Annotated in this window: 20 protein-coding genes; 16 read left to right on the forward strand and 4 right to left on the reverse strand. The window is 42.0% G+C overall.

From position 1 onward, the window contains the following. Positions 1 to 89 precede the first annotated feature (89 nt). A complete protein-coding gene (locus tag J7K40_11515; protein ID MCD6163024.1) occupies positions 90 to 266 on the reverse strand; it encodes a hypothetical protein in 177 nt (58 codons plus the stop codon). A gap of 1,787 nt (positions 267 to 2,053) precedes the next feature. On the opposite strand from J7K40_11515, the gene J7K40_11520 reads away from it, so the two are divergent. Beyond that, on the forward strand, positions 2,054 to 3,247 hold the full coding sequence (locus tag J7K40_11520) for a HEAT repeat domain-containing protein (protein ID MCD6163025.1): 1,194 nt from the start codon (positions 2,054 to 2,056) through the stop codon (positions 3,245 to 3,247). A gap of 189 nt (positions 3,248 to 3,436) precedes the next feature. Then, positions 3,437 to 4,729 (forward strand): HDOD domain-containing protein, encoded by a 1,293-nt coding sequence (locus J7K40_11525; protein ID MCD6163026.1) that lies wholly within the window; start codon positions 3,437 to 3,439, stop codon positions 4,727 to 4,729. Between the two features lie 88 nt (positions 4,730 to 4,817). Here J7K40_11525 and J7K40_11530 read toward each other — a convergent pair whose 3' ends face one another. The 3 genes from J7K40_11530 to J7K40_11540 form a co-directional block, all read right to left on the reverse strand. Beyond that, on the reverse strand, positions 4,818 to 6,161 hold the full coding sequence (locus tag J7K40_11530) for a DUF1565 domain-containing protein (protein MCD6163027.1): 1,344 nt from the start codon (positions 6,159 to 6,161) through the stop codon (positions 4,818 to 4,820). A 254-nt stretch (positions 6,162 to 6,415) separates the two neighbouring features. Further along, complete coding sequence (locus J7K40_11535) at positions 6,416 to 6,976, reverse strand: tetratricopeptide repeat protein (GenBank protein ID MCD6163028.1); 561 nt, start codon at positions 6,974 to 6,976, stop codon at positions 6,416 to 6,418. A gap of 446 nt (positions 6,977 to 7,422) precedes the next feature. Continuing rightward, entirely contained in the window at positions 7,423 to 8,409 is a 987-nt protein-coding gene (locus J7K40_11540; protein MCD6163029.1) for an HD domain-containing protein, read from the reverse strand. Between the two features lie 394 nt (positions 8,410 to 8,803). Here J7K40_11540 and rsgA point away from each other — a divergent pair, with 394 nt between their 5' ends. The 14 genes from rsgA (at position 8,804) to J7K40_11610 (ending at position 21,604) form a co-directional block, all read left to right on the forward strand. Beyond that, entirely contained in the window at positions 8,804 to 9,718 is a 915-nt protein-coding gene (gene rsgA / locus J7K40_11545) for a ribosome small subunit-dependent GTPase A (GenBank protein MCD6163030.1), read from the forward strand. A 306-nt stretch (positions 9,719 to 10,024) separates the two neighbouring features. Further along, positions 10,025 to 10,222, forward strand: coding sequence for a 30S ribosomal protein S21 (gene rpsU / locus J7K40_11550; protein ID MCD6163031.1), 198 nt, complete (start codon positions 10,025 to 10,027; stop codon positions 10,220 to 10,222). 8 nt (positions 10,223 to 10,230) lie between these two features. Beyond that, a complete protein-coding gene (locus J7K40_11555) occupies positions 10,231 to 10,677 on the forward strand; it encodes a GatB/YqeY domain-containing protein (GenBank protein MCD6163032.1) in 447 nt (148 codons plus the stop codon). A gap of 19 nt (positions 10,678 to 10,696) precedes the next feature. Then, a complete protein-coding gene (locus tag J7K40_11560) occupies positions 10,697 to 11,374 on the forward strand; it encodes a CvpA family protein (protein ID MCD6163033.1) in 678 nt (225 codons plus the stop codon). 142 nt (positions 11,375 to 11,516) lie between these two features. Continuing rightward, positions 11,517 to 13,865 (forward strand): endonuclease MutS2, encoded by a 2,349-nt coding sequence (locus tag J7K40_11565; GenBank protein MCD6163034.1) that lies wholly within the window; start codon positions 11,517 to 11,519, stop codon positions 13,863 to 13,865. Between the two features lie 2 nt (positions 13,866 to 13,867). Then, on the forward strand, positions 13,868 to 15,622 hold the full coding sequence (locus tag J7K40_11570) for a DNA primase (GenBank protein MCD6163035.1): 1,755 nt from the start codon (positions 13,868 to 13,870) through the stop codon (positions 15,620 to 15,622). After that, on the forward strand, positions 15,622 to 17,094 hold the full coding sequence (locus J7K40_11575; GenBank protein MCD6163036.1) for a sigma-70 family RNA polymerase sigma factor: 1,473 nt from the start codon (positions 15,622 to 15,624) through the stop codon (positions 17,092 to 17,094). The genes J7K40_11570 and J7K40_11575 overlap by 1 nt, the downstream gene beginning before the upstream one ends. 232 nt (positions 17,095 to 17,326) lie before the next feature. Next, complete coding sequence (ffh, locus tag J7K40_11580; GenBank protein ID MCD6163037.1) at positions 17,327 to 18,643, forward strand: signal recognition particle protein; 1,317 nt, start codon at positions 17,327 to 17,329, stop codon at positions 18,641 to 18,643. Between the two features lie 31 nt (positions 18,644 to 18,674). After that, on the forward strand, positions 18,675 to 19,025 hold the full coding sequence (gene rpsP, locus J7K40_11585) for a 30S ribosomal protein S16 (protein ID MCD6163038.1): 351 nt from the start codon (positions 18,675 to 18,677) through the stop codon (positions 19,023 to 19,025). 42 nt (positions 19,026 to 19,067) lie between these two features. Then, positions 19,068 to 19,298 carry a KH domain-containing protein gene (locus tag J7K40_11590; GenBank protein MCD6163039.1) on the forward strand — a complete coding sequence of 77 codons (231 nt, stop codon included), beginning with the start codon at positions 19,068 to 19,070 and terminating at the stop codon, positions 19,296 to 19,298. A 1-nt stretch (position 19,299) separates the two neighbouring features. After that, positions 19,300 to 19,821, forward strand: a complete 522-nt coding sequence (rimM, locus tag J7K40_11595; GenBank protein MCD6163040.1) for a 16S rRNA processing protein RimM — start codon at positions 19,300 to 19,302, stop codon at positions 19,819 to 19,821. Continuing rightward, positions 19,818 to 20,555: a tRNA (guanosine(37)-N1)-methyltransferase TrmD gene (gene trmD / locus J7K40_11600; protein ID MCD6163041.1), complete on the forward strand. Its 738-nt coding sequence runs from the start codon at positions 19,818 to 19,820 to the stop codon at positions 20,553 to 20,555. The genes rimM and trmD overlap by 4 nt, the downstream gene beginning before the upstream one ends. Then, a complete protein-coding gene (gene rplS, locus J7K40_11605; protein MCD6163042.1) occupies positions 20,539 to 20,886 on the forward strand; it encodes a 50S ribosomal protein L19 in 348 nt (115 codons plus the stop codon). The genes trmD and rplS overlap by 17 nt, the downstream gene beginning before the upstream one ends. A 136-nt stretch (positions 20,887 to 21,022) precedes the next feature. Next, positions 21,023 to 21,604: a ribonuclease HII gene (locus J7K40_11610; protein ID MCD6163043.1), complete on the forward strand. Its 582-nt coding sequence runs from the start codon at positions 21,023 to 21,025 to the stop codon at positions 21,602 to 21,604. Positions 21,605 to 21,887 lie beyond the last annotated feature (283 nt).

Below are 21,887 nucleotides of genomic sequence, written 5' to 3' on the forward strand. Positions count from 1 at the left end.
ATCATATTAAAAACGATTTATTTGGCAGTCCAATAAATTAATTTACAAATTGACAAAACACATATTTTCAACCGCAGCTTTGTATTGTCTTATCTCACTATAGTCTTATGGTTAATATATTCATCAAAAGCTTCATCAATACTGCCAAAAGCAAATTCAGCCAGCTCTTCTATCGTAGAATGTGAAACGGTTTTATCGAACTCCTTATTTATGTAATCAATAAAACCATCGCTATCGATTAATTCATTTCTATTCATCTCATCCATCTATTCATCCTCCTGTTTATTAATGATATTTACAGAAATTATACCCCCAACAACCCCAATAATCAACTAATTTATTGACACCTCAACAAACAACCCCTAATATAAAATCATGTATAAACTAATGCCAATCCTGCTCGTCCTTGCTCTGATAACCGCCGCTTATCCTCAAGATTCTACACAATCCAACCTTCAGCGATTTGACCAGAAACTCAGCCTTGCCCTCAAAGGCCTGAAAATGACCCAAGCCGACCTCTCCCTGCGCGATGACTACCTCGAAAAGGATGAATACCGCCTGCCAATTGTCGACAGCCTGATGCATCACCCGCTCGATATGATGACAATATCGCAAGACCTGCTGACAAATCAGCCGCCGAAATATTCCGATTTCATTGGCTACAGCCTGAAAAACTTTTACCTCACCGGCGGACCGCGCGAGATTGTCAGGAAATACTATCGCGGCGGCGGCATCGATGGCATCACGATGTACCGCATAGCCTATTTCCTCAGCGGCGTAGAATACATGACCTCGCATGAGCTGTACAATAAAAGCTACGCCCCGCTTCTCGATTCGCTGATACTCGGCTTCACGCTTTTACTTGAGGAGGATGTCGAGGATGAGTTCCGCTCTGTCGATGAGATAGACTCCATCGCCGACTACGAGGAGGAGTGGACTAAGGCTCTTTCCAAAATGACTTTCGGTGTATCGCCGGAGGTGTTCGGCATGATGGGGCAGTCGCTGCTTGATATTTTCAAGGATGCTGTCATAAACGATGACAAGACGAATGAATTCAAGCGCAAATATGTCGAGTTTAACACCCGCTATGGCAAGGTATGCATCGGGGATGAATCATCGCAAAACTACACCGGCGATATATTCATCGTAATCGATTACGGCGGGGATGACACCTATGATATACAAAAATCCGGCACCGGCAATTTCACCTTCATTCTCGATTATGGCGGCAATGATACTTACCATCTGCCGAAAAACCGAATCTGCCCCTATGCCGCAGGCGCCAATCTGCTGGTGGATTTTGCCGGCGATGACTATTACGAGGCCGGTTCATGGTCATTAGGCGCTGGCTTATTCGGTGCCGGAACGCTCTGGGATAAGCAGGGCAATGACCGTTATTTCGGCGATACATTCACAATGGGCGCCGGCTGTTTCGGCTATGGCCTTCTGCGCGATGATGCCGGTGATGATTTCTACCACGCCGCTTTATTTGCCCAGGGATTCGGCTTTGTCAGAGGTGTCGGGATACTCATCGATTCACTCGGCAGCGACCACTATTTCGCCGGCGGCAAATACAAGGATATTCTTCGCTATGAGGATCATTACATATCGCTGTCGCAGGGGTTTGCTTATGGCCTGCGTCCCTATATGTCCGGCGGCATTGGCTATCTCATTGATAAATCCGGCAGCGACACTTACGAATCCGATATATTCGGGCAGGGAGCCTCCTATTGGTGGAGCCTCGGTATTCTCACCGATGGCGGCGGCAATGACAAATATTTATCATTCCAGTATGCCCAAGGCTCGGCGACTCACATGACTCTTGGCTGTCTGTATGATGTTGGCGGCAACGATTGCTATCTATCCAAGGGCGTCTCGCAGGGCTGCGGGCACGACCGCGCCACCGGCATCCTCTTTGATGTATCCGGCAATGATAACTACATGTCGCACGACCTTTCGCAGGGCGCCGGGTCGGCTAACGGCATTGGCATTATCGCCGACCTTGGCGGCATCGATTCCTATCTTGTCAAGGATCTGATAAAATCGCAAGGGTATGGCAACCCGCGCCGCGATTATGGCTCAATCGGCATTTTCCTCGATACAGGCGGCGCGCAAGACACCTACGGCGGCGGTGTCGGCGCCGATTCAACCTGGTGGAGCGGCTCGAAGTGGGGGATTGGTATTGACGAATAGGATGCTTCATCATAATGGTGCGCGGAGACATACACCATTCATAGTTGATGGTGCACATGGATGCACATCATTCGCGGCTACAGACAAACCATCGCGTAGGGGCGTATTGCATACGCCCTTATCTACACTATCATTGATTATCATTATCATTGCTACAAACATTTTCTCTCCCATCCTTTATGCTCAAAATCAGCCGACTAACGCCCAAATCGTCGATTCGCTCTTTATCCGCGCCTCCTCCGGCGAGGTCCAATACCGTGATTTGGTTCAGCCTGCCAAGGATGCCATAATCGAGATGGGCGAAACAGCTATTCCGCAGATGCTCGCCAAGCTCAATACCCGCGATGCCCGCGAGACTCATACGGTTGTAGATATTTTCAAAGGCATAGGCGAAATCGCAGTCGATTCATTAGCCAAACGCATCAACAGCCGTGATGATTTCACTCGCCGCTTAGCGATTCGCTGCCTTGGCGAAATTAAAAGCCAGAAAGCAATTGCGTCTATTATAAAAGTTGCCTCTCATGATGATTTTCGCACCAGAGCCGGGGTTATGTCCGCCCTCGGTAAAATCGGCAGTTCTGATGGCGCCTTTACTGTAGTCAGCGGCTTGGATGACTCAGATGAACTTGTCGCTACCGCCGCCGCCGTTGCCTGTGGAAGAATCAGGGAGGGCATATCGCCGAAACCGCTGATTCGGGCATTAAGCCATCGATATTACGGAGTGCGCTATTCTGCCGCCGGTTCGCTTGCCAAACTTGGCGAGATAGCTGTCGAGCCGTTGATAATTCAGCTCCAAACAGAGCCTTGCAGACTGTCTACGGGATATATCATCAAGACGCTGGGAAAGATAGGCTCGAAAAAGGTTATCTCTGCCTTAAAGCCAATGCTATCCTCCGATGATTGGGCTATTAGAGCTTCCACCGCCGAGGCTTTCGGCAATATTCAAAATAAAAAATCGAAGAAGATATTAAATAAAGCTTTAAAAAGCGAAACGCATCCTCTTGTAATAAATCAAATTAAATTATCGTTGGATAAGCTTCAAGCGAACTTATAAATATTAAATCAGGCTTTAAACATTTAGAACAACTTCTCTCCGAATGCCAATTGCAAATAGAATTATCGAAGTAAAGGAAAATATCCCTATTGTTGCAAACTTAATCGCCGTTATATTATATATTTAAAAGAATATTTATTTTAATCAATAAAAATAATTATTGCCGATAATATAGCAAGGTGGGAATTAATGGATTCATTACAGTTAAAAATTAAAAACTTTGCCAGAGCGTGCACTATTCCAGAAGTTTTAGCTACTCTTTTGGCTGAACTGGAAAATGAGAAATCAACATCCTCTTCTGTTGCAAAAATCTTAAATCAAGATATTTCACTTTCTGCCCGTCTGTTGAGAGCAGCTAATTCGCCATTATATAGAAGGCAATTTGATATCGTTACGGTCGAAATGGCAATATCGGTTTTGGGTATGAAAGCTGTAAGGGCTTTAGCCTTATCGGTTTCATTATTTGATATCACCCGCAAGTCAAAATTAAATGATCATTTTAACTTAAAAGACTTTTGGCGGCATAATCTTGAAGTTGCGATACTATCTCAAAAAATTGCCGATAAATGCAAACACACACAGCCGGAGGAGGCGTTTGTATGCGGCTTAATGCATGACCTTGGAGCGTTTTTCTTTATTCAGGAATACCCATCTGAATATGCCGATGTTTTAAAACTGAAAAATGCCGGCGAACCAATCGAAAGCGCCGAACAGAAAGTCTGCAAGATTACTCACTCTGAAGTGGGTGCGGCTATTGCCTCTATCTGGCGGCTGCCCAGCGTAATCAGTGAAAGCATCTTAAATCACCATCAAGATGAACTCCCTGAGATTTCTCCGGATAAGATAAAAATCTGGCACATTGTTAACCTTGCCCATCGCTTCTGCCGCAAGGGTTTTGATATTGGTTCCGAGCCTACACCCGATGAAATAAGCAAACGCTATCAGATAGCGAATATGTTCGGAATTGAAAAAGAGACCATGCGCAGTTTAATAAAGGATGTTCCCGAAATTGTAATCCAAACCGCATCATTTCTCGATATTGATATCGGAGACCCGTTAATGTTATTGCAGAACGCCAATAATGAGCTGGGTAAATTGTATGAACTTTATGAAATGCTGATGATTAAAAATGAGAATCTGCAGAGCAAACTTATAAAGGAAGAGAAGAATAAAAGCGCTATAGAGGCCTTGCAAACTACTCTGGCGACCATGTCGCATTATGTCAACAATGCCAATACCGCTATTATCGGACGAGCGCAAATTCTGGATTTATACATGACCCAGGGACGGCTTCAAGACCCGGAGGGCAAAATCGCAGAATCTGTTAAAATCATCTCCGATTCGGTTGATGTTATCAGCGCGGTGTTGGATGAACTTAAGGAGTTCCCCGAATATAAAACCGTGGTCTATCACGACAACTCAAGAATCCTCGATATAGATAAAAATTTAAAAGCCAGACTGGGACGCCTGGCTCGCAGCTAAATTCAATTTTTATGTTTAAACTTAAAGCCGCCTTTTTAGTAAGGAGGCTTTATTATTTAATCCGAAACATTGCCATATACCCGCAATATTATGGCTCGAGAGTGTACGGATGAAACACCACTTCCCCGCTCGAATTACCGCTTTCTTCGTTGTCATAAATATGAGTGTCTATATATGCAGAATCTGACGCATACCAGGTATTACCGCCAGCCCTTATCACAATTTCACATGAATTATAAATAAAATATCCATCTTCATCGACAAGTGAAAAAGTATTATTGCCGTATGAATAACCGGGTGAACTTATAGAATCGCCCAAATTAGCATAGGCAACCGAATCAATCATGATGCCGATGGAATCGATATTAATAACCTGACTGTTCCTTAAGTAAAGAAAAGTGTCTTCACCATCTTTAAGGCTAATGCCTGTAGCGGCAGTGTTTATAATTGAATTCTCAAAATAGAATTTTTCAATTTCGCTTTTAATATCAATTGCTGTTATGCAATCAGTAAATATCGTCGTATCGTTTATAAAAAGCGAATTATCCTCTAATGCTTGATTTTCATAATCAACGATTAATCCATAATCACAATTTGATACTTCATTGGCTTTGAATTCTAAAATAAAAATATTTGTCGATTGAATTGCGCCAATATAACAGCTGTCTATTTTGCAGTTATATAATTCCATTTGAGTTGTATCGCTGCTGCCGGCAAAATTAATTCCCACACCTGAACCGCCTGTGCCTACAATACCGATGCTTTCAATACTAATAAGATCATTCTGAATAAGGAAAGCGGCGTTGCTGATATTCTCTCCGGCAGGGGCTCTAACAGTTGCCGTGCTTTCCGGATACACACCTTTAACAGACCTGCCAAAAAGCGGCGTAATTGGAAATGTTTCGCCATCGCTGTAAGTACCCGGGAATACTCTGACAGTCTGCCCCGTTTCGGCAATGCTTAAGCCTTTGGTAATAGTCCGGTAGGGTTGGGCAATAGTGCCGGTGCCGGTTTCATCGCTGGCGTTTTCACCATCATCAACATAAATGTTGTTTGGGTCAACAATTGTTATCTTTGAGGAAGCTTTTTTGGAGGTGTCCTCCTGGCTAACAACCCAAATTATAACCGAATCGGCTAATCCCGTGCTGAGGGTGATAGTCGTATCAGGAGCTTTGTACCAACCGGTACTGTCAATACTGCCAATACTATCCAAATCGCCGTTTTCAATGTCATACACATACCATTTAACCGCAGTATTAGTTGTATTATAAACTCCAGCGGTAAATTGGATAGAATCGCTATGATTTACTATTGCCGAATCCGGCGACAGCATAACCTTAATTCCTCCAGAGGGATCAACAGGATTATCATCACCACAGCTGAAAATAAATAAAATTGCCATTATAATCGCAAATGCGCTTAGCTTCCTCATTGTTCTATCCTTTCATTTTACTCGTATTCATTTCGGTTATATTAATACATTATTTATATAAAATAAAGCAAAAATGGTTCAAGTAAAATATTTATTTCTTTTTATAATTGCCCCAAGCGCTTTTACGCCAGTTTGAAATCAGCCATTAGCTCCGGATTTTGCAGTAGAACTACAAATAAATTCCTCTGGTTGCCAAGCGCTGCTTGGCAGCCAGAGCTAAATATTGTGTGGGGCACCGCTGTTAATAAAACCGGTTATTTACTCCCCGATTCAATCGCCTCAATTCGCTTTATCATCATTTTGGCATACTCACTCTCAGGTGCAATATCGATATACTCCCGCCAGACAGCCAAAGCCGCCTTCGGATTATTATCAGCCGTCATTAAAATCAAACCCTTATTAAAATATGCCTGCGCCAGGTCAGATTTGAGATTAATTGCCTTGTTTAGATACTCCAAGGCTGTGTCGTTTTTACCAAGATGGTAATACATAATAGCGCAATCGGTTAAAACCAAGGGCCTGTCGGGCTGTATTTCCAAGGCTTTTTCATAGTATTCAATTGCCGACTGATACTGATCCAAATCAAAATAACCGTTGGCGATTCGGATTATAATTTCGATATTTGCCGAATCTTGCCTAAGAGAATCCTGCAGATATGAAATCTCTTCGCGAAGGGAAACCGCTAAACTGTCAACCGCAGGGGGGGGATGTATAAAATCGGACGGTTTTTCCGTTTGCATTATATAAAATAATATGACTGCGCTGATTATAAAAATTATCGCAAATTGAAGAAGTTTTTTGTTTGTTTCACTCATCGTTTTGCAAGTATGCATCACCCTATAGCCGATGTCAACAATTAAAATACCATGAGTTTCCCCGTTTTTTTCAGAACCCGACCTGCGAATAATTTATTAAAATTTTAGTGGTTGGTGTACGTCCTCGCGCACTAACTTTTTTTCAAATTGTATATATCAATATCCAAAGAATGCATCTACCTAATTTCATGTATTGTCAGGAACTCTTCATGCGTAGTTCCATGCGTTGTCAGTCCGCCCCGGCGGATTTCCAGACAACATCGGCGTTCACGCAAATGGGTTCCTGCCTTCGCGTAAAGCTCGGTGTATTAATAGTCAAGACCGCAAGGAGGGTCTTGACTTGAAAGACGGTATCTAATGGGCTGATGAGTCAAGTCCCAAGCGGACTTGACCTGCTTCGCAATGCATCGTTTGTTGAAAGAAATCTGATAATTTGCCTGAAAAAACTATATTTTAATTGCTTTTGAGGCGATATCCGTACCAAGCAAATGAACAAATTCTACAAATATCTTTTTGTCAAATTTAATGATAGAAGCCTTCATTTTTAACAATATCTTAAACGGTTTATGGTTCAATTTTAATTTATTGGTACGCAATGCTTCATCGTAACAATCACAAATAGCGATAATCCGCCCCTCTATACCAATTTCACCTGCTTTTAATCCGAAAGGGTAACCGGTTCCATCAAGACGTTCCTGATGTTCGAGAACAGGACGGAGAGCGCCGCTGGGCACAACACCTGTTTTCTCCAACATGTTTTTGCCTATTATTGGATATTTTTTAAATCGCGTATTTGTGATTCTAAAATTATCATTTTTGCGAAAGTAATAATTTTCGTCAATTATTCTTTTGCCGATTTCGTGCAATAGAGCTCCAATACAAATATTTTGGAGTTTTTCGGGGTTAGTAATCCCACACCGTATGCCAAGAAGTATCGACATGTTAGCGACATTGATAGCATGCGCAATCGGATACGAAATTTTAGAGTAATCCATTGTCATTAAATGCCGGGAGGATTCTTTATGAAGCGCCATATAAACATGGTTGTTGCTATGGTCAACCGAGTTCTTTATATTTGCTTTAGACATTGGTTCAGTTAGAATTCTATCGAGAATGCTCACCGAAGTACTAGTAAGAATATCAATTTTTTCTTCAATTAATACGGATTTATCTTGAAGCAAATTGGGCAGGTTATTAATCATGTGGTCATAAAACGGTTCCTTTTGCTCGGAAGGCACATACAGGATTTCCTGCCCGTATTCTATAAGATTATCAAAATCCTTTTGTAATACGGGAATATTTTGGCATCGGAAAAGTCGAAATGAGCCATTATTTTTCTGATAAAGGTCGAATTGATATACCGAATCAATTGAAATCGACTTTATGCTTATAGGCAAATATTCACCGTTTTCATTGACATTTTGCTCGCGCATATTTTTATCCCTGATAAAAATTTTAAAGGATCCATTACTTTTACTAAATGCTTTGTAAAATATTTATGAATTCCTCTATATCTCTATATCGGTTTTTATAATTATCACTTTTTATCGATAAAGAATTTCTGCAATTATTCTTCAATTTTTTCAAAAGTTAAGTTGCATTATGAATCAAATTTCCTCTCGGGAATCCGACCTGCAATTGAACAGGAAAAAAATGGGGAGAGTTCCGATAGTTATTAGGTTGACTTAATAAATCCATTTTTATATGTTTTAATATGATAAGCGATTTACCTTCCAAAAGTTATTCAAACCTCATAATAATAAGCCTTAATATTAATGACCGAAATTAATTACATAAATCGATATTGTTTCGATAATAATAGATGCGATGGATAATCAGCAATTATTTACAGGCAAGATAATAGCGATTTTTGGCAAAGATATTAAACTTTATCACCAAGGGGATGTTTACAATGCCTCAATAAGGGGCAAGCTGTTGAAGGAATATCAACTTATCTCGCCTGTTGCGGTCGGCGATAATGTCGAATTTAAAATCACTATTAAAGGCCAGGTGGTTATTGAAAATGTTCTGCCGCGTAAACAATACTTAGCCCGTCCCGGCAAATTAGTTAAAGGAAAAGTTCAAGTAATCGCGGCAAATTTAGACCAGCTCGTAATTATCAGCTCTACCCAAAACCCGAATTTCAAGCCCGGTTTGATTGACCGTTTTCTCGTCAGCGCCCTGAATGAAAAACTTAAGGCTGTAATTGTAATTAACAAGATAGACTTGACTGAAAAAAATATCCACAACGATTATCTCGATGCTTGGAGATCGGTCGGATTTCCTGCCATATATACATCTGCGAAAACCGGCGAGGGCATAGAAAAGCTAATCTCCCTTCTAAAAGGCAAATCATCCGCTATGGCTGGCCATTCCGGCGTCGGCAAATCATCCCTGCTAAATGCTATTAAACCATCGCTAAAATTAGCTACAAAAAAAATCTCCAAAGCTTCCGGAAGAGGAGTGCATACTACTTCCTCGGTTATTATGTTTCCTCTTGACAGCGATAGTTGGGTAGTCGATACGCCCGGAATTAAAGTTTTCGGTTTAACCGGAATCGATAAAAATAATTTGTTTCAAAACTTTCCCGAAATGGCTGAACTTAGCGGCAAATGCAGGTTTAACAATTGCCTGCATATTAGCGAACCGGACTGCGCTGTTAAAAAGGCCGTAGAAACAGGTAGTATAAATAAGTTCCGTTACTTAAGCTATAAAAGAATATGGGAACAACTTGATGAGTAAAATTATTGATAAAAAAGCGGTTAGAGCTTGGAGAAAAATAAATTAAAAATTATGATAATCATTAATACATTTTACTGATTTATAACCTCAAATGTTTGAGCGGGTTGTAAGGCATAGTTTAATTCATTTATTAAAACAGTGCAACTTATGATATAATAAATAGTTAGATATGTAAAAAAAACTTGTAAGTGCTTAAGAAAAAGCTTGACAAGAATAATGCAAATTATTACCTTGCTAAAAGTTAAGTAAGATGCTTAGCAGTTTTGCAATGTAAACCCTTAACCTTTCCGAAAGGGGGTTGAATGAATGACAGGTGTCCGTGTACGTATGGACGAGGCTTTTGAAAGAGCATTAAAAAGATTTACCAAGACTTGTGAAAAAGCTGGGATTCTCTCTGATATAAAAAAACATCAACATTTCGAAAAACCATCCGACCGCAAGAAACGTAAACAAAATGCTGCCCGACGTAAGGCTCGGAAGAAAACCAGCTATTCGTATTATTGAAAGCTGCAATGAAGTTAGTTGATAAAATTAATGAGGACATCAAAACCGCTATGAAAAAGGGCGACAAGACCCGGCTTAGCGTGTTGCGAATGTTCAAGTCCGACTTGAAATACAGGCAAATTGATGCGGGTAGAGATATTACCGATGATGATTGCGTTGCTGTTTTATCCAGTGCCGCTAAAAAACGACGGGATGCAATTGAGGGGTTTGGCAGGGGCGGCCGCAACGATTTAGTCGATAAGGAAAAAGCCGAACTTGAAATAATCAACGAATATCTGCCAAAACAAATTTCCGATGAAGAGTTGAGTAGGCTTGTCGATGACGTTGTCTCGGAAACTAATGCCTCTACGACAACTGATATCGGTATGGTTATGAAAAATATCATGCCAAGGGTTAAGGGAAGGGTTGATGGCAGAAAAGTTAACGAATTAGTTGTGAATAAACTTAAAGAATAGTTTTGAGCAGGAGGGGATTTTGAACTGGATAGATTTTTTTATCGCAGTGGTTTTGCTTATAACTGTCGCCATCGGTTTTAGGCAAGGGCTTTTTAGGTCTATATTCACTTTATTAGGGTTAGTTGCCGCAACAATAATTACGTTCAGTTATGCAGATTGGCTGGCAATTCAGGTTGAGGGTATGTTTAATATTTCGCCAAGTTTGCGTTATACTTTTTGTTTTATGGCTTTGTTTCTGGTGATGGTGGCGGTATTAAAAATTATCAGCCGCTACTTCTATAGAATGGCTAAATTAACGCCTCTAAAATATCCCGATATGATTGGCGGCGGGTTGTTGGGTTTATTCCGAGGTGTAGTAATTGTATCAATGATTTTTATGATGTTTATTTTTTTCCCGGCATTTCAACAATTCAATCAGTCGGTTGATGAGTCTGTATTAGCGTCTCATGTCCGACAAGTAGTGCCGGTGGTTTTTAACATGACCATATCTTTACATCCCGAAAGCGGTCCCTTTGTCGATAAAATCTCTAAAGGCATATTAGGCTCCAAAACAGAAAAATATGCAAAAAACCCTAGGTCTCTGCTCGGTAAAAATGAAGTGCTGGGATTTACAAACAAAGATATAGGCGTTCTCGATAATATAGATAAATACTTTGGCGAAACATTAGAACTGGCTACAAAAGATAAAAAAGATTAATAATTTAGGGAGGTTGTTTCAATAGCGCTTAGATATTCTGCATCTGAGCAGTTATCGTGTTATTATTCCAAGCGCTATATGCCTGATTATCCGGCTTTTGAGACGGTCTTTCAGGGAAGGAATTGTCTATCGGCAAATTTGTATGAATTCTCATGCACTTGAAGTACTGGAGTTTGATCGGATAGTTGAAAAACTCCATGGATTATGCTGGAGTATTCCGGCTAAAAGATACCTTATTGAACCTACCATTAACTCTGATTGGATTGAACATTCTCTCGATTGCTTAGCGGAGATGGTTGATGTATACAAATCCGATGGCGGTCCTCCCACATTGGTTTTTGATGATATAGATATGATGTTGGAAAAAACAGCGGCTGAAGGTGTTGTGCTTGAACCGTCAGAATTGATTAAAACGGCAAATTTATATAATGTTGTTATGGGCTTTAAACAACTAAATAAAAAATATGCTAATATAGGCAGAATTTGTGAAAAATTGACATATAGCGATGAGATTACCGCTGGAATCAACCAGGCAATTTTGCCGCCCAATGAAATTAAAGACAACGCTACGCCCGAACTGAAAAACATCCGCCGGCAAATAAGACAAACCAGACAGCGGCTCGAATCGAAATATAATTCCTATCTCGAATCTGATTATGCCAAATACCTCTCCGATAATGTCGTTACCGTAAGAGACGGGCGTTTTGTTCTTCCGGTAAGGGAAGGCGATAAAAACCGCATACAAGGCATTGTGCACGATAGATCATCCACTGGCGCCACATTTTTTGTCGAACCGCTCGATGCTGTCGAATACAACAACAAATACCGCGAATTATTAGCCGCTGAAAAACAAGAAATTTTCCGCATTCTCAGAACCTTAACAGATCTTGTCCTCGAAAGCATCGATTCTATTAAAAGCAATATTAAAATCCTTGTCGAATTGGATATTTATTCGGCAAAAGCAAGGTTGGCAATAAAGCTTAAATGCAGCCGCCCCAAAATCAACGATGAAAGCTATTTCGATATTAAACGAGGCTTCCATCCCTTGCTGCGCTGGCGCGATATACAAAACGGTAATGATGCCTTAGTCCCGCTTGATATCGAGCTTGGTAAAGAATTTACAACGCTGGTAATAACCGGTCCCAACACCGGCGGCAAGACTGTCGCCTTAAAAACGGTCGGTCTTGTCTGCCTGATGGCGCAATCCGGCATGTTTATTCCTGCGGCTGAGGGTTCATCCGTACCGATTTTTAAAAATATATTCGCCGATATAGGCGATGAGCAATCGCTTGAATCATCGCTTTCGACATTTTCGGCACATCTCGCCAATATCAAAACTGCGCTGAGCGAGGCTGCTCATGAATGCCTCGTGCTCTTAGATGAAATCGGCGCCGGCACCGATCCCGATGAGGGCGCGGCGCTGGGGCAAGCTATTATAGAAAAGCTAACCGAACAAAATATCCTCTCGATAGTAACCACACATCACGGCAAACTCAAAACGCTGGCTATTAACATCGAGGGCGTTCAAAACGGTTCGCTCGATTTCGACAGCCGCAACATGAAGCCGACATACCGCTTCAGGCTGGGAACGCCCGGCCTTTCCTATGCCATCGAAACCGCAGTTAAAATCGGCTTGGATAAATCAATTACCGAACGGGCTGAATCGCTAATCGACCGCTCGGAAAGAAAACTGGCGCGTATTATTAGCGAACTTTCGGAAAAACTTCAGGCAACAGATGAAACTTTAGTCGAGGCGGAAAATAAAAGACTATCGTATGAAGCATTGTCGAATATTTATAAAGAAAAACTCGATAATGTCCAGCAAGAACAAAAGCGTATAAAAAAGGAAGCTCTTCAAGAAGCCGAAAAGATGGTTTACAAACTTAAAGGCGAGATAACCGACCTTATTGATGAGGCGAAAAAATCTGACAAGAAAGTAGAAGCCTTTCGCGCCGCCAAACATCAGGCTCAGGAGCAGATTCAAAACCTTAATGAAAAAATTAGGCAATTCGAACCGCCTGTTAATCAAGCGGCGGCTGATGGAACCGAAGGCGAAAAAGTGTATCTCCCCGACTTGAAAGCAATCGGCGAAATTGTCGAAAAACCCGAACCCAGCGGCAAGGTGCGAGTGCGCATTGGCAATGTGATTCTGCATACTGAGATGCGAAAGCTTTTCAAATCATCCGAACAGGGTGAAGCAAAAGCGCCGATAACTCATACCAATCCTTTTGTTAATGTTGACCCGTCAATGGAAATCGATTTGAGAGGCATGACATTCGATGAAGCTCAACCGGTGCTCGATAAATACCTCGAGGATGTATACCAGGCTCATCTTGATAACGTAACCGTAATCCATGGCAAAGGCACTGGCGTCTTAAGAATCAAGGTGCAGGATTACCTTAAAAGACATTCCAAGGTAAAATCATTCCGGCTTGGCAATTGGAATGAAGGCTCATTCGGCGTAACGATAGTCGAGATTGTAAAGGACTGATTATGGCTGGCCCAATACCGGAAAACATTGTCGAAAAAATAAAAAATGACACCGATATCCTCGACTTGATTTCAGAATATGTTACGCTTAAAAAAGCCGGCAAAAATTATGTCGGTTTATGTCCGTTCCACAATGAGAAAACGCCGTCGTTTACTGTTTCGCCCGATAAGGGATTCTTCCATTGTTTCGGCTGTAAAGAATCAGGCAATGCCATAGGCTTTATCATGCGTCATGAAAGCCTGGATTTCCCGGAAGCCTTGAGATTCTTAGCCAAGCGCGCCGGTATCGCGATTCCCGAAAAAGGTTCCGTTGACTCCATCGCGACCAAACTTTACCAGGCGATTGAATACGCCCAAAGCTTCTATGTGAAGCATCTTAAAAACTCGACCGCCTATGAATATATTAAATCGCGCGGCATAAATGATGATGTGATTAAAGAGTTATGGGTTGGTTTTGCGCCTCCCGGCTGGGATAATCTGTATAAAGAGATTTTAAAAGATAAATTGTCGCCGGAGGTCTTTGAAAAAGCAGGCCTGCTGGTGAAACGTGAAAAACAACCGGGTTATTACGATAAATTCCGCAACCGGTTGATGTTTCCTATATACAGCCTTTCCGGCCGCTCTATCGGTTTTGGCGGGCGCGCATTAAACGATGAAGAAGGGCCTAAATATCTAAACTCGCCGGAGACTGCTATATATCATAAAGGGTCTGTGCTGTATGGTCTAAACTGGTCTAAAAATTCAATCCGTCAATCTACTAAAGCTGTTATTGCCGAGGGCTATTTCGATTACATCTCATTATATCAAGCTGGCATAAAAAATATAGTTGCCGTATCAGGCACCGGCTTTACCGCCAATCAGGCTAATATGCTGGCGCGTTTTAGTGGTGAGGTTATTCTCCTATATGATGCCGATTCGGCAGGCCTAAAAGCCACTTACCGGGCAGTTGAGGTTCTCTACAATGCAGGTCTTGAACCTAAGATTGTCAGGCTGCCCGAGGGTTCCGACCCCGACAGCTTTATCGTCGAGCATGGCTCTGAAAAGCTTGCTATGTTGATTGATTCTGCCAAAAGCTATCTCGAGTTTGTAAGCGATTCGCTTCCCGATAAATTTGTCCGGCTATCAATATCGCATCAGGAGAAACTTATCAAGTCATTAGCGGAAACTGCCGCCGGCATTGATGATAGATTAAAGCATGAATTATTTGTGCGTAAAGCCATTGAAATATTCGATCTCCCGCTGTCTGCAGAAGCTAAATTTCATAAACGGGGAGACGTCCAACAATCAAGAAGTAAGCAAACCGAACGGCTTGGCCGCGCTAAATTTGAGATTACATATCTTGGGTTAATAATGTCGCATCCCGAGTTTATTGATGAAAGTCTAAAAGTTATCAAGGAGGATAATTTTCAAGATTCTTTAAACAGAAGAATTTATGAAAAATTGAATATTATTGACATAAACAATCAGCCTGTCGGCGGACACGGCTTTTCAGTCGGCGATTTCCTTGAGCATTTTACAGATAAAAATCTCAGACAAAGATTAACCGAGATAATTATCAATGAAACTGCGGGAGCGCCGCCGGAGATGCTTTTTGATGAATATATGGCAAATTTTAAAAAGTTTATAGTAGCCGACCGTTTGGGCAAACTAAGAATCAAATTGGCCAATGCTGAAAAGGAGGGTAAAATCGAAGAATCAGAAAAAATTTACAGGGAATTTCAAGATCTTCAGAATACCGCTAACCAGGAGAGGATATAATGGTAGAAGGGGAAAATTCAGGGTTGCCAGATTTTGACCGTGGATTATCATTAGATAATGAAGGCAATGCGGCGAATGGCAGTGAGAATTCAAGTGATGTTAGTATACGCCGGGAAGTAGATGCCTCTGATGCGGGAGGCGATACTACTTGGGTATATTTTAAAGACCTTGGCAGGTTCAAAATTCTTACCAGGGAACAGGAAGTAGCTGTTGCTCGTCAGATAGAACAACATAAAATACACATCAAAGAGATAATATTTTCTTCATTAGCTGTCCTTGAAAAAATGATTGAGTGTCAGGACAAGCTTATCAATAAAGAAATCCGGCTTGAGGATATCGTTTCGCCGGAAACCTGCCGCTGGTTTGCTCCCGAAAACATCAAACGGGAAAAGCTGAAAGTTTTAAATCGCTTGAAAAAGATTAAGAAAATCATCAGCAATTTTGACAGGCCATTGGGAGATTACTCTCAAGAGAATCTTAAGGATGAGCTCAAATTACGCATTCAGTTGCGTAAAAAACTAATGAATGAAATCGAGAAATTCAATTTCAACCTTGAGTTTTTAGATAACCTTATGTATGTATTTAAAAAAAGAACTTCCGGAGGCAGAAGATTTCACCGCCCGCAAAACAACCTGCCCGAGTTGAAAAATAATGATCCTTGCGGATATTTATTGGCCGAGGAATTGCCTGTTGATGAACTTTCAAGATTAAAAAAGAAATTGCGCTTTCTCGAAAGAGAGTTGGAAGCTGCCAAAAAAATAATGATTGAAGCCAACATGCGCTTGGTAATTTCAATTGCCCGAAAATATATTGGCAGGGGCATGGAGTTTATGGACTTAGTACAAGAAGGCAATTCTGGCTTAGTTAAAGCTGTCGATAAATTCGATTATACAAAGGGCTTCAAATTCGGCACTTACGCTTCATGGTGGATACGTCAGGCTATCACCAGATCATTAGCCGAACAGGCCAAAACTATCCGTACGCCAATGTATCTAAATAGCCAGTATGGCAGAGTGGCTAAAGTTTCGCAAAACCTGTTCCAGAAACTCGGACGCAAACCGAATGTCAAGGAAATATCAAAACTTTCAGGCTTTTCGGTAGACAAAGTCTCTGATATCCTGCAGATGATACCCCAAACGGTCTCGCTTTCGAAACCGCTTGGCGATGATGAGGAAAACCAGATATCAAATCTGATTGCCGACCCGCAATTCTCGACAACTTCGGGCAAAGCGTCGTTTGTATATCTTCAGGACCAAATAGAAAAAACGCTAAACTCATTGACTGTCCGTGAGGAGGAAATCATCAGGCTGCGTTTCGGTATGAATGACGGTATGCCGCGCACTCTCGAGGAGGTCGGTTTGATATTTAATCTGACACGCGAACGCATCCGCCAAATTGAGGCCAAAGCGCTAAAGAAGCTGCGCCATCGCACTCGTTCCGATAAACTGAGAAAATGTGTTGATTTGCTGTGATTGATTGCTTTGCGTTGTCAGGCTGCCTAAACAGCTGAATAATCTGTTATGACAGACCGGAAAAATCGGATACTTTATTTTGCCGCTTTTTGACGTGTCTTTCTATCTCTTTATGATACAGCATGTTGAAAATTCTAAAATTCTATAAAAATCGCTATATTTAACTTGCATTTTTTCATTTGTTAATTATCTTAAAACCTTATCCGTTTTAGAGAAACGGTGTTTTATAGTTATGTTTGAACAGTTGACTGAAAGACTTGAATCGGTATTCAAAAAGATTACCGGACGCGGCATCCTTAACGAAAAGGATGTCAAGGAAGCAATGCGGGAAATCCGCATGGCTCTTCTTGAGGCTGATGTCAATTACAAGGTCGCCAAAAAGCTAATTGTCAACATACAGGAACGCGCGGTCGGGCAAGAGGTTGCCAAATCGATAAAACCCGGTCAGCAGGTTGTAAAAATTGTCAGCGATGAGCTAACCAAGCTTCTCGGCGAACAAAATGCTCCTCTGAATACAGCTTCCCAGCCGCCGACAATCATCATGATAATAGGCCTTCATGGCGGCGGTAAAACAACGCTCGCCGGAAAGCTTGCCAAACTGCTTGGCTCGCGCGGCAAACATCCGCTTTTAGTGGCCGCTGATATTCATCGACCGGCAGCCAAAAAACAACTTGAGGTGCTGGCCAAATCAATTAATATGCCGTACTACACAAGCGATTCCAATGCTCCCGGAATATGCCTTGAGGCTGTAAATCACGCGAAGGAAAAGTTGTACGATACTGTTATTCTTGATACCGCCGGACGTTTGCAAATCGATGATGATTTAATGGCTGAGCTTGCAGATATAAAAACTAAGGTGAATCCCGCAGAGGTGTTGTTTGTGGCGGATGCAATGACCGGTCAGGAAGCGGTAAATGTCGCTTCCTCGTTCAACGAGAAAATCGGCATTACCGGTGTTGCCCTAACCAAACTGGATGGCGATGCCCGCGGCGGCGCGGCATTATCTATTAAATCGGTTCTGGATGTGCCGATTAAATTCGTCGGTATTGGTGAGAAACTTGATGCAATTGAGGAATTTCACCCCGAACGAATGGCCTCCCGGATTCTGGGTATGGGCGATATTATAACCTTAGTTGAAAAAGCCCAGCAGAACGTAGATATCGAAAAAGCTAAAAAACTCGAACAAAAGCTTCGCAAACAGGAATTTACTTTCGAGGATTTCCTTGACCAGTTAAAGCAGGTCAAGAAAATGGGACCGCTGGAGTCGCTTCTGGAAATGGTTCCGGGCATGGGCGGAAAGCTGAAAGGGCTTTCCATTGATGATAAGGCATTGCCCCGAATCGAGGCGATTATTTGTTCGATGACTGTTCAGGAACGCCGTAATCCGTCAATAATTAACGGCTCAAGAAGAAAAAGAATTGCGCGCGGCAGCGGAACATCTGTACATGATATTAATGTTCTATTAAAGCAATTTACGCAGATGCGGAAAATGATGAAGAATTTTTCAAAGTTTAATTTCAAAGGTTTTCCGAAAGGGTTTCCGATATAAATTTATAAGTTTAAATATAACAGGAGGATAAGTGGCACTGACAATAAGACTTCGGAGATTGGGAGCTAAAAAAAGACCGTTCTACCGGATTGTTGCAATTGATAACAAAAAAGCTCGCGAGGGACGATTTGTCGATATCCTTGGCTGGTATAGTCCGATTGATAAGCCGGCCAAAGTAAAATTTCATGAAGACAAAATTTTTAAACGTCTTGATGATGGAGCTATTATATCGGATACGGTTAATAGCTTGTTTAAACAAACCGGCTTGATGGCTAAGTATTATAAAGTAAAAAAGGGTGAAGATGTTTCGGATGTTGTCGTATCCGAAACTATTAAGGAAAGGACAAAAAAGAAGAAGGAAAAAACCGCTAAGGCTGAGTAATGATGCTCAAATTGAACCACTTACTGTAATAAGGAGGCCAAGATGAAAGAGTTCATCGAAGTCATAGCACGCGCACTGGTTGATAACCCTGAAAATGTCGAAGTCACCGATGTTGAAGGCGAAAAGACAACCGTATATGAGTTGAGAGTCGCTCCGGAAGACCTGGGAAAGGTTATAGGACGCAAAGGGCAGACCGCTAAAGCTATCAGAACATTGATAGCTGCTGTCTCAGCCAAGAAAGGTAAAAGGGCCTTACTGGAAATTCTGGAGTAGTGTGAGCCCTAAGGATGATACTCTGATTGCCCTGGGGCATATTCAAAAGCCCCGGGGCCTCAGGGGTGAATTGACGGTTTTACCATACCAGGCTGACAGCATAAACTTACGCCAGGGTTTGCAAGTCCTGATCAAAGCTAATAACAACTCATTCGAAACGACAATTGAAGATGTCAAGCATATCAGTTCCCGTTTAGGTGTGAAGCTTAAAGGAATTGATAATCGTGAGGCGGCGGAAGTTTATAAAAACGGAGAGTTATTTTGCAAATTTTGTTTTTTGCCAAAAATGGAAAAGAACGAAATTTATGTTTTTGATTTAATTGGATTGAAAATAATCGATGATAACGATGAAGGTTTTGGCACTATTATAGATGTTAGAAGTTTTACTGCCAATGATTTGCTGGTAATTGAATCTCAGCATGGCGAGATTCTGGTGCCGATGGTAAAGCAGTTCATCGATTCAATCTCTATTGATGAAGGGTTTGTGAAAATTAAAAGAATTCGCGAATTTATTATATCATGAGGATAGACGTCTTGACATTATTTCCCGAAATGATTACCCAACCGCTCAATCACAGCATTATTGGGCGCGCGGTTAAAAACGGCGTGATGAATATTCAGGCGCATAATATTCGCGATTATGCTGTCGACAAGCACCATACCGTTGATGATAAGCCCTTCGGCGGCGGCACCGGCATGGTGATGAAAAGCGAACCTCTATATAATGCGATAAAAGCTATCGACCCCGATAATAAAGCTAAGAAGATATTAACCGATGCCTCCGGCTATAAATTCGACCAGACTGCGGCTAAAGAGCTTATGCTTGAAGACTGGCTTTTGATAATATGCGGCCGCTATAAGGGAGTCGATGAGCGTATAAAAGAACTGTTCGATTTATATGAACTTTCCGTTGGCGATTATGTTTTAACCGGCGGCGAAATACCGGCGCTGACAATAATAGATGCGGTTGGCAGACTTGTGCCGGGCGTTATCAAAGAGATTTCATCAGCCCAATCCGATTCATATTTCGAGGGATTGCTGGGCTATCCGGAATATACGCAGCCGCGCGAGTTTATGGGACATTTCGTGCCCGAGGTTTTAACCGGCGGCAATCACAAACATATAAAAAGATGGCGGCTTGAGCAATCATTAAAAAAAACGCAAACAAGAAGGCCTGATCTTTTGGCAAATAGAGAACTCGATGACGAAGAAAAAATACTATTGAATTTGGAGGATAAAGATGTTGAAAATAATTGAAAGCAAGTACCTGAAAGATAAACTGCCTGATTTTAAAGCCGGCGATAATATCAAGGTACACATCAAGATAATTGAGGGTGATAAAGAAAGAGTTCAGGTGTTTCAGGGTGATGTTATAGCCATGCGCGGTTCCGGAATCAATAGATCCTTTACGGTCAGAAAAATTTCATCAGGTATTGGAGTCGAAAAAATCTTCGCGCTTCATTCGCCCAATGTTACCAAGATACAGGTTATTCGCAGAGGCGATGTAAACAGAGCAAAACTGTATTACCTTCGTGAACGCACCGGCAAGCGGGCTAGAATTGAAACTAAGGTTGCCGAAAAGAAATAGCGCCCGATGGAATAGCAGGTAAGCCGATTCATCTCGCTTAGTTGCGAACGAACGCAACATTAAAACGTAGGGGCGTCCACCTCAGGAGGATGCCCTCTTTTTGCTAAAAACGCTTGACAATCAAAGCAAGTAACTGATGAGCAGGAAGCAGCCCGAAATAATCTGCGGTGTCGATGAGGTCGGTCGCGGTCCATTAGCAGGACCGGTTGTTGCCGCCGCTGTAATCCTCGATTCAAATATCATCATCAATGGCTTAACCGATTCCAAAAAACTTACACCTGCCCAAAGGTATCGAATCCTTTCAGGGATATTAGATAATTCCCAATGTTACGCTGTTGCCGGCGTTTCATGGTTTGTTATCGATAAGATAAACATACTTCAAGCCTCCTTGCTGGCTATGCGGCGGGCGATTGAGAAATTATCGGTATATCCCGACATGGTTTATGTGGATGGCAAATTCGAGATTCCCGGATTGGAGATTCCTCAACGAGCGGTCATCGGCGGCGACAGCAAGATACCGCAAGTTTCAGCCGCCTCGATTATTGCCAAAATCGCCCGTGATGTTTATATGATAGAGATGGCCAATCAATATCCCGAATATGGTTTCGAACGTCATAAGGGATATGGCACTAAAAAACATCTCGAAATTCTCGATAGAATAGGTCCCTGTGAAATTCACCGCCGAAGTTTTAAACCAGTTTCGCAAATGACATTATAGTATTTATCGGATGCTGAGGCTTTGCCGCGTGATAGATAATTTCAGGCAGTGTTAGTTCATAGTCCGCCTAAGGCGGATGAACTGACACGTTTTACTACACAAAATCGGCAGGTTACGTTTCACTACGACCTGCCTGAACAGTTAAATGAGGGGCAGACGGGGACGTCTGCCGCCCACGCGAATCCTTGTCCACCATAGGCGGACTTAGGTTGTTGAAAAAGCAGCAACACCTCTCTTGTTACCAAGCGCTGCTTGGTAACAAGAGGGCGTATCCGCCTGAGGC

Source organism: Candidatus Zixiibacteriota bacterium, assembly GCA_021159005.1.
Lineage (GTDB): Bacteria > Zixibacteria > MSB-5A5 > UBA10806 > 4484-95 > JAGGSN01.

Coding starts and splice junctions, on each gene's coding strand:
- J7K40_11515 (MCD6163024.1), bottom strand. CDS start 266: ATGGATGAGATGAATAGAAATGAATTAATCGATAGCGATGGTTTTATT.
- J7K40_11520 (MCD6163025.1), top strand. CDS start 2,054: ATGGCAACCCGCGCCGCGATTATGGCTCAATCGGCATTTTCCTCGATA.
- J7K40_11525 (MCD6163026.1), top strand. CDS start 3,437: ATGGATTCATTACAGTTAAAAATTAAAAACTTTGCCAGAGCGTGCACT.
- J7K40_11530 (MCD6163027.1), bottom strand. CDS start 6,161: ATGAGGAAGCTAAGCGCATTTGCGATTATAATGGCAATTTTATTTATT.
- J7K40_11535 (MCD6163028.1), bottom strand. CDS start 6,976: ATGAGTGAAACAAACAAAAAACTTCTTCAATTTGCGATAATTTTTATA.
- J7K40_11540 (MCD6163029.1), bottom strand. CDS start 8,409: ATGCGCGAGCAAAATGTCAATGAAAACGGTGAATATTTGCCTATAAGC.
- rsgA (MCD6163030.1), top strand. CDS start 8,804: ATGGATAATCAGCAATTATTTACAGGCAAGATAATAGCGATTTTTGGC.
- rpsU (MCD6163031.1), top strand. CDS start 10,025: ATGACAGGTGTCCGTGTACGTATGGACGAGGCTTTTGAAAGAGCATTA.
- J7K40_11555 (MCD6163032.1), top strand. CDS start 10,231: ATGAAGTTAGTTGATAAAATTAATGAGGACATCAAAACCGCTATGAAA.
- J7K40_11565 (MCD6163034.1), top strand. CDS start 11,517: ATGAATTCTCATGCACTTGAAGTACTGGAGTTTGATCGGATAGTTGAA.
- J7K40_11570 (MCD6163035.1), top strand. CDS start 13,868: ATGGCTGGCCCAATACCGGAAAACATTGTCGAAAAAATAAAAAATGAC.
- J7K40_11575 (MCD6163036.1), top strand. CDS start 15,622: ATGGTAGAAGGGGAAAATTCAGGGTTGCCAGATTTTGACCGTGGATTA.
- ffh (MCD6163037.1), top strand. CDS start 17,327: ATGTTTGAACAGTTGACTGAAAGACTTGAATCGGTATTCAAAAAGATT.
- J7K40_11590 (MCD6163039.1), top strand. CDS start 19,068: ATGAAAGAGTTCATCGAAGTCATAGCACGCGCACTGGTTGATAACCCT.
- trmD (MCD6163041.1), top strand. CDS start 19,818: ATGAGGATAGACGTCTTGACATTATTTCCCGAAATGATTACCCAACCG.
- rplS (MCD6163042.1), top strand. CDS start 20,539: ATGTTGAAAATAATTGAAAGCAAGTACCTGAAAGATAAACTGCCTGAT.
- J7K40_11610 (MCD6163043.1), top strand. CDS start 21,023: ATGAGCAGGAAGCAGCCCGAAATAATCTGCGGTGTCGATGAGGTCGGT.